Origin of the sequence: Aeromonas sp. R10-1 (genome assembly GCF_040908465.1) — a bacterium.
Taxonomy (GTDB): Bacteria; Pseudomonadota; Gammaproteobacteria; order Enterobacterales; family Aeromonadaceae; genus Aeromonas; species Aeromonas caviae.
Map to the genome: position 1 here is coordinate 100,185 of NZ_JBFODT010000038.1, position 17,829 is coordinate 118,013.

The window sequence follows — 17,829 nt, forward strand, 5'->3', positions numbered from 1 at the left end:
TGTTTCCTTATTCAGAAAAGAGGTAGAACGCGCCAGGCTTCTCTTCTTTCAAGAGCGCCTCCATCGCCTTCTCGGTGGGGATGGCCTTGATGAGTTCAACCAGTTCGGGAGCCTTGACCACTTCTACCCCCTTGGGCACCACGGGAGCCTTGCCACCCCAGCCAGATCCAGACCCTGCGCTGCCGCCGGCATTGAGTTTGATGGCGGGGCCGACCAGCTTGACGCCGCTCGGGTCCACTTTCACAAAGCTGCCGCCTCCCTTGAGGGTTATTTCAGAACCCGCCTCCAGCACCAACTTGTCGCCCACCTTGATATGCACTTCCTGACCTGCTTCCACCAGCAGGGACTGCCCCAGTTTCTGGTGCAGGCTGGCATCCACCGTCAGCGAGTAGTCGGCTTTTATCTGGTCGCGCTTCTCACCCTCCACCGTCAGGTGGTCGTTGGCCTTGATGCGGGTCACCCGCTCATTGTCGATATCGGTGTGCTGGTCGTGCTTGATGTGCCAGGCGGCATCATTTTCGATAAGCACGTTCAGGTCTTTCTGACCGTGGATATAAATCTCTTCCTGACCCGCCTGGTCTTCAAAACGCAGCTCGTTGAAGCCCTCGCCCTGGTGGGTCTCGGTGCGCAGCACGGTGCGGGTCTTGTTGGCTGGCAGCTCGTAGGGCGGCCGATTGGTGGCGTGGTAGGTGCGACCGGTCACGATGGGTTGGTCGGGGTCCCCCTCCAAGAATGAGACAATGACCTCGTGGCCGATGCGCGGGATGGCCATCATGCCGTACTGACCGCCGGCCCAGCCTTGGGAGACCCGCACCCAGCAGGAGCTCTGGTCGTTGCTCGAGCCGTAGCGGTCCCACGGGAACTGCAGCTTCACCCGGCCATGTTCGTCGCAGTAAATCTCCTCACCGTCGGGGCCCACCACCATGGCGATTTGCGGGCCGTCCACCATCGGCTTGTGAGGGGCCTCCGGGCTGCCGATGCGTGCCCGCCAGGTGGTGCTCGCTTTCACTACGCCAAATTCGTTGTGATAGATGGTGGGGCCGCTCCCCCCCTCCTCTTCCAGCGCCTGTGGCTGCAAGCCGGTGTGCTGGATACGCACGATTTGCCAGTCGATGTTGAGGCTGCCGTTGGGGTGCTCGGTGAGTGAAAACGTCTGGCCCGGCAGCAGAGCCGCGCAGTTGGACTTAGCCTGGCCCGCCACCGCGTCATTGCGCAGGGCATCGAGCCGGTGCTGGGCAAAGGCCTTGCCGCTCTGGTCCTCTTTGTAGCGGCCCGGGTAGTCGAAGTGCTGGTAGGTATCGCGCTGGTGCTCAAGCTCGCTCCCCCGCTGCTTGTGGGACAGGCCATAGGCCGGGGTCTTGAAGCTGTAGTCCTTGAGCTCCACATCCGAGGGGCGCACCGCTTCGCGGTAGTGGAACTGGCGCACATAGGGGCCTTGCTCGAGGGAACGATTGCCGAGGTTGAAGAAAAGCTCGGGGCCTTGAGTCAATGCCGCCGCGTCGTCGGCAAACACGATGCGGTGCTTGCCTGCTTCAAACTCGTGGAAGTAGAACATCCCCTCTTCGGCGGCGAGGCGGTTCACAAAATCGAGGTCGGTTTCCCGGTACTGAACACAGTATTCCCGCTTGGCATGCTCGTTCTTGAGCGCAAAGGCGTAGTCGGTGATGCCGTGCTCTTGCAACAGGATGGAGAGGATTTCATCGGGTTTTTGCGCCTGGAAGATGCGGGAGTTCTGGCGCAAAGAGAGTCGCCACAGGGCCGGCTGCACCATGAGCTGATAGCGGGTGCGGCGAAAGCCGCTGTCCCCTAGCGCGAAGTCACTGACCACTCCGCACACCCGGCGCTGCAGCTCGCCGTTGTACCACGCCAGCAGCTCGCACGGCTGGTCCAGCACGGCGCCAAAGTCGATGTCGGGCTGGGCACTTGCCAGCTCCAAGCGCAGGTTGAATGGCCGGTTGAGCCCTTCATCCAATGCAAACTCGGCCACCACGAAGGTGCTCTCGGGCAGGGCCCCCACCTTGACGGTAAATTGTAATCCTGTGCTGTCAGCCATGAAGCGCTCCTTAACCTGCCTGTCCGCTGCCTGAGCCAATCACCACACCGCCGCAGCCGACGGCGGTACCGGTCACGGCGATGGGCTTGCCGTTGACCAGCACAGAGCCCACGCCGCCCGAGATACTGCGCGGATGGGGTGGATTGTTGGGTTTGTCGTGGGGGGCCAGCGGATCGCCCTGCCGGGCCACCGGCTTGCCATCGAGGAACACATCCGGGCTGGCGGCAATCACGGGGGATGGGTGGAAACCATCGTGGTCGGTGCCGATGTCACCGAGCAATGCAATAGAAGGACACATCTGGATTCTCCGTGGGGCAACCATGGTGCAAGCGCAGCCTGGTGCAGAGACAGTTGGAACGGCGACCCAGCAGCCTCCATGCCATGGCAAAGTCGCCCACAATCACATTAAAAATCAGCCAATTACGATTCAATCTCGTTGAGCCTGACAAATCTGCTGCAATCCATTGCGCAAGACAGGGCAAGTTTCCCGGCAAACCTTGCCTTGCCAGTCAAACTCACCACACCTTGCGCAATTTTTTGCTCAAGGCAGTACTTTCAGCTACCAGAAGCGCCCTGCTGCAGCTGATAGAGGCGGATATTGAGCGCTTTCAGATCATTTTCCAGGCTCTTGAGCTCGGCAGCCGTGATGGGCTCCTGAGAGGCTTTTCTCGCCTCCAGTTCACCGAGGCGCAGACTGAACGGGATGTTTTGCATCAGGTTCTTCTGCACTTCGTAGAGCTGGGATTTGAGGTAGGAGATGGTCACCGTCTTGCGCTGGCGCTCCAGCTCCAGCAGCTGATCGAGCAGGGCATCCACCCCGGCGCGGGCATCCAGGTAGGTGGGCACGCTGATGACATCCCCCTGCTGGCCGCCAAGCTGCGTCTGCCACTGCTTGTCCAGCGCCTTGACCGCCAACGAGTCGGGATAGAGCATCGAGAGCGAGTTGCGCAGCCCCTCGCCGTAGCGATACCAGTAGAGCGGCGACGTCTGCTCAAGCCGGGTCAACTGGTTCTGGTAGCGGGCCACCAGATCGCTCTCCATGTTCTGCAGGGTCTGCTCCCCCAGCACGATGCGGGCCTGGCGAATGTCGTCATAGCTGAGTGCTCGGGGCAGCTCGGCGGCCGGCTGCACCAGACGCTGGGCCGCCACGGTCTTCTCCTGCTGATGTTGCTGCCAGCCCAGCCACCCCATCACCGGCAGGGCGCAGCTGAGCAGGCCGCAGCCAAACCAGAACCAGGCGGGGCGCTGCCGGCGGTGCTGCTCAATCTTCAGCACGGTGGGCTTGACCTGCCCCTTCTCGCGCCCCACCAGAATGCTGCCCTGGGGCAGGTGCGGTGTCGATGCCGAAACCGTGCTGCCCTGCTCACTCTCCAGGTCGGACTTGAAGAACACCATGGGCGGGATCTGCAGATCCTCCTTGAGGCCCGGCTCGTCGGAGACGATGACGATCTCGGTCTCATCGAACAGGTGGGTATACCCCTCGATGAAATGCACCAGATTCTCGACCCGGGGAATGCGGCTCAGATCCGCGTTGTGCAGCTTCTCGCTGATGAGTTGCAGCGCCCGCTCGCAGCGATAGATCAGCCGCTTGTCCTCGTGGCTGATCTGGTACTGGCGAATGACGTCGCTGATGCGGGCGATAAACCAGTCGAGCATCTCGATGCGGGCCCGCTCCTGATGGACCGGCGGCCAGAAGCTCTCCCACTGGGTGACGATGAGGTTGGCAAGAAACTCGCACCCTTCGGTAAAACCGCTCAACCCCTGCAGGCGCGAACGGGCCAGGGTGAAGTAGATGGCGGTCTGCAGATCCACCCCGTGTTTTTCGAAGATAAGGCTGGCGAGCTGATGGATCCGCTGCCAGTCCACCTCGGGGCGCGAAGCGTGGCTGAGTTTGTTGATCTCGGCCCGCAGCGCCTCGTACTCCGGCAGCATCCTGGGGTCGCGCCCCACTTTCAGGGCCTGCTGACCTTGCTGATTCTGTGACATATGGACTTCCAACGCAGGAAGGGGGCACAACGTGCCCCCGACGCGATCAATAGAGGGATTCGGGCAGTCTGAACTGGCTGAACAGGCCGCCGGTGAAGGGGTTTTGCGCGCTGTCGGTGTAGACGCGATAGGTCATGGCACCCTGATCCACCGGGAAGCGCACATCGAAGGTGGCGTCATTGACCTGGGTCAGCTCCCCCTTGTCCATCAGGCGGAACATGGCCCAGGGGCCGACGAAGCCTTCGCTGCGCGGTGAGCGCTCGCGGGCGGCCGGCACCAGGGTGATCTTGCTCTCGGCCCCATCGCGCATGGTGTTGGGCCACACCAGCGGGATCTTGGTACGGCGGCCGTGAGCATATTCCAGCAGTTGGCCATCCAGGTTCAGCACGCTGCGCCGCTTGTTGGCGGTGAGCTCGATGGGCTCGAGGGCGAACTGCACCTCCAGGTTGCCCTGCTGGCTGAAGAAGATCTGACGGATGCGGGCTGCACGGTCCAGCTGCTTGACCAGCTCGGCCTGGATGGGCGAGCTGAACTCCCCTTCCATCAGGCCGCTCTCCACCATGGGTTTGAGGTTGACCTGATAGAAGCTGTCCAGCGTCCCGTTGGGTGCGAAGAAGCGCTCCATCTCGGAGAGGGGCACGTCCTTGTTCGAGCTCGGATCAAACGGATAACGACCGGCCAGCTGGCTGTTGAAGGGGGCCAGCACCTTGTCCTGCCACTCCTGATTGAGGGAGGACATGGCAAGATCGATCACCAGCCGCGAGCTCTGCTCGGAGAGCTGACCCACCCAGCGATCGAGCGGAGCCGGCAGACTGCGGGCATATTGCTGCAGGGCGAACACCGGATCGGCGTACTTGTTGGTCATGCGCAGCTGCACCGCTTTCAAGGCGGACTGACCCGGCTCGGTGGCGTTGACGATGAGCTCCAGGTAGTGCTGCAGCTCCACCAGCTTCTGGTTGACCTCCTGAATGAGCGGTCCCTGCTCGCCACGTCCAGCCAATACTCCATTCGTGGCCATAAAGGGACGACCGATGCGGGCACTGATGGCCTGGGCCGGATCCCCTTCCACATCGGAGATCTTGCGAATGCGGGTGTTGTCATCCAGCGAGGCCAGCACCCGCTGGAACGGCTGATCGTTGCCGGTGATGGCGGCGAGCACGTCCAGCGCCTGCTCCGGGCTCTCCAGGGTCTGCACGTCCAGATTGGTCAGCAGTTTTTGCCACTGGTTGACGTAATCGGTGACGTAACGGTCGTTGACCTGACGGGTGATCTCCTTGCGATCGGCCTCGCTCAGCTGGCTCAGCTTGCGCTGGCCCAGTACCCAGGCATCCATCGCGGTGAGATCGATCAGCGCCTTGTCTTGTTTCAGGAAGAAATCGTTGAAACCGGGCCAGGTGAGCAGCCGCGGTACCTGGCCGGCGTTGTCGCTGCGCAGGGCAAACACGGTGTCAAAGGTGGGGCCCACCTCGTCACGCACATTGAGATCCGGCGGCAATACATCGCCCGCCTTCACCACCAGATTCTGGTAGACCCGCTGATACATGGGCAGCTTGCCGAGTTCGCGCTGGGCACCGTAGACCGGCTCCTTGAACGGCACGAAGGCGGTGATGGCGGCCTGATCCCGCTCGGCCCTGGCGCCATACCAGTTAGTGTGGTCGAGGGCATAGTCCAGGTGCCCCATCAGTTGCTCCTGCACCGCCCCCTGCCCCGGGAAGGCCTTCTGCCAGCGGCTCGCCATGTACTGCGCCACCAGCTCCTTGTTGCGACCGGACGCATCGTCCAGCATCCGCATCACCCGCAGGATGGCGAGCTTCTCCTCGCTCCCCGCAGGCGCCTGGTTGAGATCGGCCAGCAATCCCTGCATTTGGGCCGGCAGGAAGCGCAGGCTCAGCAGTTGCAGGTAGGAGCCCTCCACATAAGGACCAATCTCGTCCCCCTGATAGAGGCCGAGGTCGGCCACCAGCGGCATCCGCTCACGATAGTTGCCAAAGGAGAGGGTCGCCTCGCGAATAAGGTTGAGGCGCGGCAGCTGGCTCACGCCGAAGGCGTGGGCGTCAGCCACCTCGTTGGTCTCCATGAAGGCCTGGGCCTTGGTCAGTACGTTGCGGCCCGCCTCCTCGTTGACCCGGTAGAAGTAGTGCCAGCCACCGATGAGGGCGGCCGAGAAGAGCGACAGACAGCTCAGGCCGATGGCCATGCGGCGCCGACGATAGAGGGTGTGCAACCGGTTCTCGCCGGCCAGATGGGCCTCCGGGAAGATGATGGAGGAGAACAGCTGGCGCACGAAATAGGTGTTGGACTCCCCGCGCAAGGCCGAGTGGATGGGCTCTGGCAGGTTGTAGCGGCGGGATGCCGCCTGGGCAAATGCATCGAACGGCACCCCTTGCTGATAGACGGAGCTGACATAGACCCCGCGTACCAAGAGCGGCTTGCTCTCCTCGATGGCCAGGGTCTCGGCCAGCAGGCTGGTCACGTAATCCTTTAGGCCCGCCAGCTGGCGCACGAACGAGAACAGCGCGTTGCGCTGGGCGGCATCGAGCCGGCTCAGCATCAGCTCGGGCAGATTCTGGTTGAGGTTGTCCACCCACTGATCCCAAAACAGGGCCAGATCCTGCTGCCAGTCGGCGCCCGGCTTGAAGGTCACCCCCAGCACGGCCTCGCGGGCCTCCTTGTCGAGCTGCTGATAGATCACCTCAAAGCCGCGCAGCAGATCGAGCTTGGTGAAGGTGACATAGAGCGGCAACCGGGTATTCATGGTGGCCGACACCTCCTGCAGGCGCGAGCGCATCAGCTGGGCATAGGCCTTGCGCTCGGCCACGCTGGCGTGGGAGAGCCAGGCTAGATCCACGGTCAGCACCAGGCCGTTGAGGGGCTGACGACGACGGTGTTCATTGAGCCAGCCAAGCAGATGCAGCCAGAGCCGCTCATGCTTGCGGGCCTGCGGATCCAGTTCGGCTTCGCTCTGGGAAAGCAACACACCGGCGGGATCCAGCATCACGGCCTGTTCCCCCAACCAGCAATCCACCAGCTGATCCTGCGCCACGTCGCGCAGCTCGGTGTCGAGTCTCGGGTTGAGCTTGTTGGCCGGGTTGGCACGGTGAATGAGGCTGCTCTTGCCGCTGCCGGGCAGCCCCAGCACCAGATACCAGGGCATGGCGTAGAGCGCCCCCTTGCCCAGATGAGTATTCAACGCCTGCAGCCAGCGATCGAGGAACAGCGCCTGCCTGTCGATGAGCCCCTTGACCGGATCCTGCTCCAGCACCACCTCGTGCTGACGCTCGGCCTTGAGCTGCTGCATCTTGCGCCACACCCGCCAGGAGACCACTCCCAGCAGCAACCAGAGCCAGAGCAGGGTGAACACAACCCGCCCCCACAGCGGCTCGAACGGCTTGGCGCCGCGTACCTCGAGACGAGGGCCCAGCCACCACACCAGGATGAGGGTGAGCACCCAGAGCACAGCACCGAGCAGGGGCCAGGAGGGTTTCAATTTCGGCAGCTGTTGCCGCAGAAAAGTAAAAATGGTTTTGAACATAAAATGTGATCCAACTCCGACTCAATGACTCATTTCGGCACTCATTTCGACAACGGCGCCGCCAGGCTCTCCAGGCGGTTGACCAGCCCGGGCTCCCAGTGCGACAACCCGAGGCGACTGGCCTCTTGCCACAAGTGTTGATAGTGCTGGCGCGCAAGCGCCTCCATGCCTTCCTGCGCCAACAGCTCCGCCTGCACCAGCAAGGCGTGGAAGCGATCTCTTGGCTCTTTCAACTGTGCTATCCGCTCATCGAGCAGGGCGAGCGCCGCTGCAACCCCCTGCTCGCCGTGGCGCTGGGCGACCTCCTCGGCCAGCCCCGCCTCGCCACTGCCCGCACTGCCGCCCTTGGCCGGTTGCAGCCAGCGGCTGCACTCGGGGGAGAGAAACGGCGAGCCGTCGCTGAAGACGAGCTCCCGCAGGGCCGGCAGGCGCTGCAGAAAAGTCCCGAGCTCCTCGGCGATCGCCTGGGCCACAGTCCCAAAGCCGAGCTTCTGGGCCACCTCGGCCGAGAGCCTGTGTCCCTCGAACCAGTAAGGCGCCAGGGTCAGGCTCTGCTCGATGCGCTGCCAGAGCCCCTGATCAGGAGCGTTCATGGCGGCGCGGTACTCGTCCACCATGTCCGCCGACATGGGCGCCAACGGGGTTTTATTGCCCGGCCCACTCATGGGGACCGTCGTGATCCCGGACCAGACGGCGTGACGGCGCAGCCGATAGCCCACTGCCGCCTCCGGCTGGCGTTCGATCAAGAGCTCCGCCACCTTGAGCTGGGTCTGGCGCCAGGCGCGATCGTTGGAACTGTCGACATCGACGCCGGCACTGCCGCCACCGCCGCTGAGTACCATGGCGCCGCTGGCACTCGGCCCAGCCGATGCCGGGCTACTCGCTGCCGAGGAGCTACTGCTCTGAGGCTGCCCAGCAGCATCAGCCTGCGCCTGTGCCACCTGCTGGCGCTGGGCCCGTTTCAACCCCATCACCAACGGGTCGAGCAGCTCTCCCTTGTCGGGACACTGGGCCAGCCAGACCCGCTCCAGCTGCTCGGCCTGAGCCTGCAACTGGGCCAGCTCGGCCGCCGAAGCGCTCTCACAAATGCGCGGCAAGGCCCCTTCGAAGCGCTTGACGATTTGCACCATCAGTCGCTGCTTCTGGCTGGCATTGCCGGGCCAGGCCAGCAGCCAGTAAGCCTGGATCCAGGCCTCCAGCAGACTGATCGCAGCCCCCAGCGGGGTCGCCTTGGCAGGGTGCTGCAGGCAGCGCAGCAGCTGGGCCAGCACCCGCATGTCCTTGGTGCGGCTCTCCAGCAAGCCGAGGCAGGCCTCGGCCACCGCATTGAGATCGACCTGGCTGTGAGCGAGGGATCCCAGCTTGACCAGCTCGGTTTCCACGTAGTCCCAGCGCGGCTCATCGGCCAGCACGGCACCTCTTATCTGTTCATCCGGCAGGCTGGTGAGCAGGCGTGCACACCAGGGGTGTTGATAGCTCATCGCCCCTCCTACCAGCGGCACTGCTGACGCAGCGGTGCCAGCGCCTCTTTCAGGCCGCTCAAATCGACCCGCAAGAGGGCGCCGTTGTCGGCCCGCACCTGCAGCTCGCGATGGCCCTGCCAGCGCTTGAGCTCCTCGATGGCGGGCAGACCACGGCCATATTCCAGCAACAGCCCCTGATCCCGGATAAACCAGCTCTGGGAGCCAGCACTCGGCTGACCATCCAGCGCAACCTGCACTTTCTCGCTGCTCCAGGGCTGATCCAGCCGCAGCCGGATATGGGTGATGCTGTCGACGCAGCCGATGGCCAGGGTCGCCCCGCGCAGCGCCGGACGGGTCAGGGTTTCACTGCCGCGCGTTTCATCGCTTTGCAAGAGGAAGGGGGCGCTCGCTGGCGTGCGGGCCTGCTCCTGGGCCCAGATGGCCTGCCAGGCCGCCGATTTGGAGGCTGTCCCCTCGGCGGCACTGGCCGCGCCATTGCCGATGGCGTCGTAGCAGGCGAGCCGTACCAGTGGTGAGGGTTCCTGCCGGCAGGCCTGCCAGCGCGCCATGTCCAGCGGGACCTCGGCCGCACTGGTGGCCAGCAGCAGCGGTAACAAGCCGAGGATGCTCATCAGTTCACCTCCAGTTTCTGGCACTTGTGATCCAGGGTGCGTTTGGGAATGTTGAGACTCTCGGCCACCAGCATCCGATTGCCCTGGAAGTGGCGCAGCCGCGCCTCGATGACCGAGGCCTCGTACTGCTGCATGGCCCGGCGCAGATCGCGGATGTGGTTGTAGTCGTCCATGGCGCCTGGCAACTCGACGCAGACCCGCTCGCGCAGCTCCGGCGGCAGCGCCTCCAGCCCCACCTCCTCCCCGTGACGGGTATGGGCGCAGGCCACCTCCAGCAGGTTGCGCAGCTCGCGCACGTTGCCGGGAAAGTCATAGGTCTGCAGCTGTTTCAAGAACTTGCGCTGCAGCCCCACCAGGGTCTTGCCATCCTGAGCGGCGAACTGGGCCATGAAGTGCTGGCAGAGCAGCGGCACATCATCCATGTGTTCGCGCAAGGGGGCGATCAGCAGCAGGCACTGACAGAGGCGGTGATAGAGGTCGGCCCGAAACTGCCCCTCCTCCACATGGCGGGTGAGCGGCTGATGGGTGGCGGCGATGAGGCGAAAATCGGAGTGATACTCCTGCTCGGCCCCGAGTGGCCGGTAACTGCGGGTTTCCAGCACCCGCAGCAGCTTGGCCTGCATGGCGGCGGGCATGTCCCCCACCTCGTCCAAAAACAGGGTGCCACCGTTGGCCTGGGCCACCAGCCCGGTCTTGTTGGCAAGGGCGCCGGAGAAGGCCCCCTTCTGGTAACCGAACAGCTCGCTCTCGATGAGGTTCTCCGGGATGGCGGCGCAGTTGATGGCCACAAAGGGCTTGTTGGCGCGATCGGAGCACTGGTGCACCAGCCGTGCCACCACCTCCTTGCCACTGCCGGTTTCCCCCTGGATCAGCACGGTCAGCTTGTGCTGGCCAGCCTGATTGATCTGCTCGCGCAGCCCGCGGATCACCGCCGACTGGCCGACCAGCTGATCGCCGAGCAGCTTCTCGTGTTGACGCAGCCGCTCCCCCTCGCCCTTTATCTGGCGCAGGGAGTCGCGCAGTACCCCCTGATCCCGCCGGCTGCGACCGAGATCGCGAATGAGGGTGAGCTGGTTGCAAAAGACCTGGGATAGCTGGGCCAGCTCGGGGCCGTCGGCCCAGGCCCGCAGCACCTCCCCTTCATCCATCAGGGCCAGCACGGCAAACGGCTTGCCGTTGCCATCCAGCAGCGGATACGCGTGCAGCCCGCACTGCTGGCCAAGGTTGGCCAGCAGTGCGCGAAAACCGGCGTGCTCGATGCGGGCACCGCCGTAGAGGGAGTCCCAGGTGCGGGACTGGGCCTTGTGCAGCACATAGGCAAGGGGGTGGGAAAAATCGTCCACCGCCAGCCCCAGCGCCACTTCCTTCCCCCTGACCCAGCCTTGGCACTCCAGCTGACGGCCGCTCACATCCAGCATGCCGAGCAGCAGCCCCTTGGGCTGGAAGCTGGCATGAACGGTCGAGCTCCACCAGTGGCACAGGTGCGGCTCATCGCGCTGGGCGGTGAGGGCCAGGGCAAATGCGAGGGCTTGCTCCATACTCAAGCCCCCACCTCGGCCACGAACTGGTGATCGGCCACGGAAAAGTGGACGCGCTTGATGGGTTCACCGGCAGAGAGGCGTTGCAGCAGTTGCAGGGAGACCGGCGGCAGCAGGGCGCCGTCGATGACGGATTCGAGCATGCGGGCACCGTTCTCGCTGCGATTGGCCCGCAGCAGGATCTCTTCTGCCACCTCGTCGTCCAGCACCACTTCGGCGCCGAAGCGCTCCTTGAGCAGCTTGACCAGCCGGTTGAGCTTGCCGCCCACGATCTGCACCAGGGTGTCGTGACCGAGCGGCAGATAAGGGATCACCTCCATGCGCGCCAGCAGGGCCGGTTTGAAGAAGGCGGCGAGCTCCGGATAGAGGGCATCCAGCAACACGTCGGGCTGCTCGGCATGGTCGACGATGGTCTGGAAACCGAGGTTGGAAGTGAGGAAGAAGACCACGTTCTTGCAGTCGATGATCCGCCCTTCCCCATCCGCCAGCTCGCCCTTGTCAAACGCCTGATAGAAGAGGTTGAGCACATCCGGGTGCGCTTTTTCCACTTCATCCAGCAGCACCACCGAGTAGGGCTTCTGACGGATCGCCTCGGTCAGCACGCCCCCCTCACCGAAACCGACGTAGCCGGGCGGCGAGCCGATCAGGCGGGAGACGGTGTGCTTCTCCTGATACTCGGACATGTTGATGGTGGTCAGATACTGGCGACCACCAAACATTAGCTCGGCAATCTGCAGCACGGTTTCGGTCTTGCCGACCCCGCTCGGTCCCACCAGCAGGAAGGCCCCCAGCGGACGGCCGGGACGACGCAGGTCGGCGCGTGCGGTCAGCAGGTGCTTGTGCAGGTGGGCCACCGCCACATCCTGCCCCTTGATAAGTTCGCCGAGATACTCCGGCAGACGGGTCACCACGTCCAGCTCCCCTTGCGAGATGCGATTGAGGGGCACCCCGGTCCACTCGGCAATGACGGCGGCAATCTGGGTCTTGTCGACGTGGGCGGAGACCAGCACTTCCCCTTGCTGCAGCTCGGTCAGCTCGCGCTCGAGGGTGGCCAGCTGCTCGGCAGCGGCCTGCGGATCGAGCGGTGCATCGGCGAGATCCAGTGCCTCTCTGGCCAGCATCTCATCCTGCTGATCGGCCAGCAGCGCCGCGCGCAGCTCGACAATCTGGTGCACCAGCCCCTGCTGCTGCTGCCACCGGGCCTCCTGCTCGGCCAGTTCTTCACGGCAAGCCTGCTGAGCTGCCTGCAACTCGGCCAGGCGCTCTGCGTTGTCACCGAGACCTATCAGACTCTGGCGCTCCAGCTGGCGGATCTCCAGCTCACGCTGGCGCAGCGCGTTTTGCAGGTGGCTGACCGCGCGCGGCGGCGTGGTGAGGTTGATGGCCACCCGGGCACAGGCGGTATCGAGCACGTCGATGGCCTTGTCCGGCAGCTGACGGCCGGAGATGTAACGGGCGGAGAGCTGGGCGGCAGCCTGCAGCGCCTCCTCGTCGATCAGCACCCCGTGGGCCTTCTCGTAGATGCTGCGCAGGCCGCGCAGGATCACGGTGGCCTCGTCGGCATCGGGTTCACCGACCTTCACCAGCTGGAAGCGGCGCGACAGGGCCGCATCTTTCTCCACGTATTTCTTGTACTCGCCCCAGGTGGTGGCGGCGATGGTGCGCAGCTCGCCCCGGGCCAGCGCCGGCTTGATGAGGTTGGAGACATCCAACCCGCCGGACTGGTTGCCGGCCCCGATCAGGGTGTGCGCCTCGTCGATGAACAGGATGACCGGTTGCACGGCGTCCTTGACCTCCTGCATCACCCCCTTGAAGCGCTTCTCGAACTCCCCCTTGACCGAGGCGCCGGCCTGCATGGCACCCAGATCCAGCGTCATCAGCTCGACCCCGCGCAGCTTCTCGGGCACCTGGCCCGCCACCATGCGCAGGGCCAGCCCCTCGATGAGGGCACTTTTACCGACACCGGCTTCACCCACCACGATGGGGTTGTTCTTGCGACGACGGGAGAGGATGTCGATCATCAGGTCGATTTCGTGATCCCGGCAGAGCACGGGATCCAGGCTGCCCTGGCGGGCCTGTTCGGTCACATTGACGGTAAAGCGGGCCAGCAGGCTGGCATCGGCCGGCAGGGCTGCCTGGGCCGTCTTGCCGCCGGGGGCGGTGGCAACTTGCGTCTCGGCGGACTCCTTGACCCACTCGTCGAACTGCTGGCGCAGCAGCTCGCGATTGACCTTGGCAAGCAAACGAGTCACCGAGCCCGGCAGATAGCGCTGGGGGGTCATCAGCAGCACCAGCAGCATGACGCCGCTGCGCAGCTGGGCATGTTGCAGCTCGGCGGAGGCGAGCAGCCAGCTGTCCTGCAGCCACTCCACCAGCATGGGCGAGAAGGAGGGGTAACCCTGGCCATAGCCGTTGTCGGCAGCGGACGGTTGCAGCAGGGTCTTGAGCTCTTCCACCTCCACCTCCGCCACCTTCAGGATCTGGCGCACATCGCTCAGCGGGGTCTCCAGCATCTTGAGCAGCAGGTGCTCGATGCGGATCTCGGCTCCCTGGTGATTGACGCAGAGGGCTGCAGCCTCCTCCAGCATGTGACGGCAGATGGGGTTGAGTCTTTCCACCAGTACCGGTAGCTCTATACGAATCAAGGCGTGCTCTCCTTAAGTATTTATTTTAATAATTCGCCCAGTTGACGCAGCACGTCCTGGGTCTGGTTATTGAGTTGGTGGTGATAGAGGCCAAAGATCAGCGCCAGGATCAGCGCGCCACCCATGAACAGGCTGCGCAGGGATACCTGCTTGCGCAGCTGGTAGCGGGAGGCCTGCTGGCCCAGATCGAGGTGAAACACGCTGGGCGCCTCGCCGCCGGCCTCGGGGGCCAACTGCTTGTGCAGCTGGCGCACGATGCGCTCGAACTCCCCTTGTCCCTTGCTCATCACCTTGTAACGCCCCTCGAAACCGAGGCACAGACAGAGGTAGATGAACTCCAGAATGTCGCGATAACGCACCGGGTCTTCCTGCAGGCGGGCCAGCAGCACGAACACCTTCTCGCCGCCCCAGGTCTCGTTGTGAAAGCGGGTCAGCAGCGAATGTTCCGACCATTCGCTCTGACTGCCCCAGTCGCGGCCCATCACGGCCTCGTCGATGAAGGTGCAGAGGATGTAGCGAAACGACAGCACCACCCCGTTCTCGTAGCCCTGGGCCATCAGCTCCTGTTCGATGGCCTGGATCTCGGTCACCACCCGCTGGTAGAGCTCGGGCACCCGGTCGTAGCGCGACAGCAGGCGTACCCGCTGCACCAGCCCCAACAAAGGGGTCACCGCATCGATCATCGGGTTGATGCTCTGGCCGCGCAGGCGGAACCAGTAGTCCGAATCCATGTCCAGCTGCTCGGCATGATCGAACAGCAGGTCGCTGAGTTGCTCGTTCTTGATAATGTCCGTGGTCATCTCTGCTTATTCCTTGGTGCGATCACTGGCTGCGAATGGCCCAGAGCTGCATGTCGAGCTCGGGGAAATCGCCGGCGATATGGAAGGCAAGGGTGTTGCCCACCGCCAGCATCTGCCAGGCCGGGCTCTGCCGGTCGAGCTGGAAGTAGCTGTAACCGGCGTGGTAGGGCAACTGGCGCGGCGCCACCGGCAGCGGCAGCAGCGGGATACCGGGCAGTTGCAGGCTGATGAGCTCGCGGATCTTGTCGCTGGAGGCCACCTTGGTCTGCTGCAGCAACTGCTTGCGCAGCTGCTCCTGCGGCATGCGGGCACGCACCGCCAGCACGAAGTCGGCGCTGGTCATCAGCTCGCTCTCGTTGACCATGGCCACCATGATGCCGTACTGGTGCTTGCGCAGCTGGATGGAGACGGCGCGCGGCGACAGCACTGTGCTGAGCGCCTGGCGCAGGGCCAGCATCACCGGCTCGAAGCTCACCTGCTGATCGTCGTGGCGATAGGCGGGGAACTCGGGCGGCAGACGGGACTCGTCGGTAAAGGTCATCAGCTCGCCACAGATCTGCACCAGCGCCTCATGCAGCCGCTCGGGGTGCAGGGTGCCAAGGCGCGCCAGATGGGAGAGCTGGGGCTGTGCCCGGTTCAGGAGCTGCAGCATCATGAACTCGGCCACGTCGGCCACCCCCTGCTGACCCGGCGCGGCAATGCGCTGGGAGAGGCTGCGGGCCCGCTCGGCCACGAGGCCGGCCGACTCGCCGAGGAAGCGCTTGAGAGTCGGGATGGCGGAGACGCTGATGCTGCAAGGCATGAAGTTGGGATCCAGCACCAGACCGCCATCCGGACGCTTGTCCAGAATGCGGGCGATGGCGAGCGAGGCGTAGGCGCTGCGGTCTTCCCGCTCCAGCATCAGCCGCAGGCTGACCCTTCCCACCTCGAGGGAAACCACGTCCCCCCCTTCGCTGTGCAAGTCGCGCACGTCGTGGCGATGGGCTTGCAACCGGGTAGCCACCTGACCGCCCTGATTGACCTCGTTGACGCCGCTCACCGAGAGCGGCAACGCCAGATAGACCTTCTGGTTGGCCACCGAGGCGTCGGTGACTTCCAGCGGGGTCGGCAGCACGTCGTCGTTCGGGATGTTGAACACGGTACCATCCGGCAGGATGCCGGTGGCCCCCACCAGGGCAATGCGGCCAAAGCCCAGGTAGTCCTCGTTGATGGCGAGCGACTGCAAGCCATAGAAATAGTCGGACAGCGCGCTCAGGCGAGCGTGCAGCGCGTAATCCGAATGTCTTTGTTGTTGCTGGAAGTGCTGGGGCTTGATGAACAGCCCCTCACGCCAGATAACCCGATTTCGACTCGACATGGTTATTCTTCTTCTTTTTGCAGTTCCACTTCATCCAGGCGCAGGTGCACCAGGATTTGATAAGCCGTTCCCTTGCTCTTGATCTTGATGACCTTGCGCCACTCGGCGCTGTCGGGGTCGGCGTAGCGTGCGATCACCCCGATGTAACGGGTCTTCTCGTCGAGCTTGATGGGGGGCAGGTATTTGAACTGGCCCGGCAGCAGGGTGTAGTCCTGGTGGTCCAGGTAGTTCTTGCCAAGGGCCTTCTCCACGTCCGCGGTCACCTGGTCGTAGTCGGTGGCGAGCAGCTTGGAATCCTCCGCCAGCAGCACCACCTGAAACTCGATGGGCGCCGCCTCCCCGCTCTCGTTGGGGTTGACGTCAGGCTCCGCCAGCAGGCTCAGTCCCAGGGTCGTCGGTTGACTGTCATTGCTGCCCACCTGGATATCCGGGTTCATGGCCACGTCAGCCATCTTGCCCATGGTGGTACAACCTGCCAGGGCCAGCAGCGCGGCGCCCAGCATCAGCGCACGTATCATCAAATCAGTCCCTGTTGCTGACGCACGGCCTGGTCATAGGCCTGGGCATACACCTGGTGGAACAGCTTGTCGAACCCCTGCTGACGGGCGGAGGTGAGCTCGCGGTAGTAGTGCTGATACATGTCCCAGGCCCAGCCTTCGTCGGCCGTGCCCGGTGCACCGCTGCGGCGGTATTGCTCGAAACGCCCCAGCAGCGCCTGCGGTGAAAACGCCTGCAGGATGCTGTCGAGCGCCGCGCCGATGGCCTGCTGGTTCGCCACGTGGTGGATGCGCACGTTGTGCAGGCTCTCGGCCACCGCCGCCGGTGCGCTCAGGTGGACCGGGCTCTTCTGCTCGGCAAACAGCACCGCCAGGGTCTCGTCATAATCAAGGCCCAGGCGCAGCGGGTTGTCCTCGATGGGACGCAAGTGCTTGTCCGCCAGCGCCGCCTGTTCGTTTTGCAACTGCAGCAGCCCCTCCACCATGGCCCGTACCGTCTTGCCCATCTCTTCGAGCATGTCGTGGGCCTGCTGGGTGTCCTGCAATTGCAAGGGTTGACCCAGGCCGCGCATCAGCGGAGTCAGGGCCACGTGATCGACGCCGTCCAGCGACAGCTGATAATCGGGATGGTTCTCGATGGCGGGCATATCCAGAAATTCTTGGTTCATGGTGTTCTCGACAGCAGAAAAAGGGGCAAGAGGGGGAACGTCCACATCCGGTTGTGAACGCAGTGAAGCCTGCAGGCGACCGTCCGCCAGCGGGCCATCCATCAACGGATTGGGCGCTCTGCGCTCCTGCTGCAATGCCAGCAAGGGATCGGCCGCCAGGGTGCGCGGATCGTCAGCCGGTACGACGGGCTCATCACTGGTCAGCCACTCGTCGAGCTGCTCGGTGGGGCGATTGCCCAGCACCTGTTGCAGGCTCTGCTCGGGGGTGATGGCCCCCAGATAGGCACGCAGCCGGAACGGGCCGACCACGAGCTCGTCCCCCTGCTCCAGATGCACCTTGCGGGCCCGCCCGATGGGCGAGGTGGCACCGTTGATATAGGTCTGGCCGCTCAGATCGCACAGGCAGAAGCGACCATCGTTGAGCTCGATGCGGGCGTGGGCGGGCATGACGGCCCCCAGCCTGTCGCGCAGTTGCCAGTCATCCTGTTCGGAGGCCCCCAGGGTCCCCCCCATCTCATCGAAGCGGTACTGCACCTGCTGGCTGCCGTCGAGCTGTTCGCTGTTGAGCACCACCAGGGAAAGTTGCTGGTTAAAATCGTCCACAGTTACTCCTGCACTGATTCCTGTAGTTAAATTTTCTGCGCTGCTGATGTCTGCA

12 protein-coding genes are annotated in these 17,829 nt (G+C 64.0%); all 12 read right to left on the reverse strand.

Translation table 11 applies throughout. The features are described from left to right. Window positions 1-7 precede the first annotated feature (7 nt). Window positions 8-2,053, reverse strand: coding sequence for a type VI secretion system tip protein TssI/VgrG (gene tssI, locus AB5Y93_RS19390; protein ID WP_368230185.1), 2,046 nt, complete (start codon window positions 2,051-2,053; stop codon window positions 8-10). 10 nt (window positions 2,054-2,063) lie between these two features. Further along, complete coding sequence (locus AB5Y93_RS19395) at window positions 2,064-2,351, reverse strand: type VI secretion system PAAR protein (RefSeq protein ID WP_017411057.1); 288 nt, start codon at window positions 2,349-2,351, stop codon at window positions 2,064-2,066. 257 nt (window positions 2,352-2,608) lie between these two features. Then, window positions 2,609-4,039, reverse strand: coding sequence for a VasL domain-containing protein (locus AB5Y93_RS19400; protein ID WP_368230187.1), 1,431 nt, complete (start codon window positions 4,037-4,039; stop codon window positions 2,609-2,611). A 46-nt stretch (window positions 4,040-4,085) separates the two neighbouring features. Further along, a complete protein-coding gene (tssM, locus tag AB5Y93_RS19405; protein WP_368230189.1) occupies window positions 4,086-7,571 on the reverse strand; it encodes a type VI secretion system membrane subunit TssM in 3,486 nt (1,161 codons plus the stop codon). 41 nt (window positions 7,572-7,612) lie between these two features. After that, entirely contained in the window at window positions 7,613-9,052 is a 1,440-nt protein-coding gene (gene tssA, locus AB5Y93_RS19410; RefSeq protein WP_368230191.1) for a type VI secretion system protein TssA, read from the reverse strand. Window positions 9,053-9,060: 8 nt separating this feature from the next. After that, window positions 9,061-9,666, reverse strand: a complete 606-nt coding sequence (vasI, locus tag AB5Y93_RS19415; protein ID WP_368230193.1) for a type VI secretion system-associated protein VasI — start codon at window positions 9,664-9,666, stop codon at window positions 9,061-9,063. After that, the gene (vasH, locus tag AB5Y93_RS19420; protein WP_336989104.1) at window positions 9,666-11,204 is read right to left on the reverse strand and encodes a sigma-54-dependent transcriptional regulator VasH; all 1,539 of its coding nucleotides are present in this window, start codon (window positions 11,202-11,204) and stop codon (window positions 9,666-9,668) included. The genes vasI and vasH overlap by 1 nt, the downstream gene beginning before the upstream one ends. A gap of 2 nt (window positions 11,205-11,206) precedes the next feature. After that, on the reverse strand, window positions 11,207-13,849 hold the full coding sequence (gene tssH, locus AB5Y93_RS19425) for a type VI secretion system ATPase TssH (RefSeq protein WP_336989103.1): 2,643 nt from the start codon (window positions 13,847-13,849) through the stop codon (window positions 11,207-11,209). Between the two features lie 20 nt (window positions 13,850-13,869). Beyond that, entirely contained in the window at window positions 13,870-14,649 is a 780-nt protein-coding gene (icmH, locus tag AB5Y93_RS19430; protein ID WP_010634228.1) for a type IVB secretion system protein IcmH/DotU, read from the reverse strand. Window positions 14,650-14,671: 22 nt separating this feature from the next. Next, the gene (gene tssK, locus AB5Y93_RS19435) at window positions 14,672-16,006 is read right to left on the reverse strand and encodes a type VI secretion system baseplate subunit TssK (RefSeq protein ID WP_213319489.1); all 1,335 of its coding nucleotides are present in this window, start codon (window positions 16,004-16,006) and stop codon (window positions 14,672-14,674) included. 2 nt (window positions 16,007-16,008) lie between these two features. After that, window positions 16,009-16,524, reverse strand: coding sequence for a type VI secretion system lipoprotein TssJ (tssJ, locus tag AB5Y93_RS19440; protein ID WP_011705718.1), 516 nt, complete (start codon window positions 16,522-16,524; stop codon window positions 16,009-16,011). Continuing rightward, entirely contained in the window at window positions 16,524-17,774 is a 1,251-nt protein-coding gene (gene tagH, locus AB5Y93_RS19445; RefSeq protein ID WP_011705717.1) for a type VI secretion system-associated FHA domain protein TagH, read from the reverse strand. The genes tssJ and tagH overlap by 1 nt, the downstream gene beginning before the upstream one ends. Window positions 17,775-17,829: the final 55 nt, after the last annotated feature.

Coding starts and splice junctions, on each gene's coding strand:
- tssI (WP_368230185.1), bottom strand. CDS start 2,053: ATGGCTGACAGCACAGGATTACAATTTACCGTCAAGGTGGGGGCCCTG.
- AB5Y93_RS19395 (WP_017411057.1), bottom strand. CDS start 2,351: ATGTGTCCTTCTATTGCATTGCTCGGTGACATCGGCACCGACCACGAT.
- AB5Y93_RS19400 (WP_368230187.1), bottom strand. CDS start 4,039: ATGTCACAGAATCAGCAAGGTCAGCAGGCCCTGAAAGTGGGGCGCGAC.
- tssM (WP_368230189.1), bottom strand. CDS start 7,571: ATGTTCAAAACCATTTTTACTTTTCTGCGGCAACAGCTGCCGAAATTG.
- tssA (WP_368230191.1), bottom strand. CDS start 9,052: ATGAGCTATCAACACCCCTGGTGTGCACGCCTGCTCACCAGCCTGCCG.
- vasI (WP_368230193.1), bottom strand. CDS start 9,666: ATGAGCATCCTCGGCTTGTTACCGCTGCTGCTGGCCACCAGTGCGGCC.
- vasH (WP_336989104.1), bottom strand. CDS start 11,204: ATGGAGCAAGCCCTCGCATTTGCCCTGGCCCTCACCGCCCAGCGCGAT.
- icmH (WP_010634228.1), bottom strand. CDS start 14,649: ATGACCACGGACATTATCAAGAACGAGCAACTCAGCGACCTGCTGTTC.
- tssK (WP_213319489.1), bottom strand. CDS start 16,006: ATGTCGAGTCGAAATCGGGTTATCTGGCGTGAGGGGCTGTTCATCAAG.
- tssJ (WP_011705718.1), bottom strand. CDS start 16,524: ATGATACGTGCGCTGATGCTGGGCGCCGCGCTGCTGGCCCTGGCAGGT.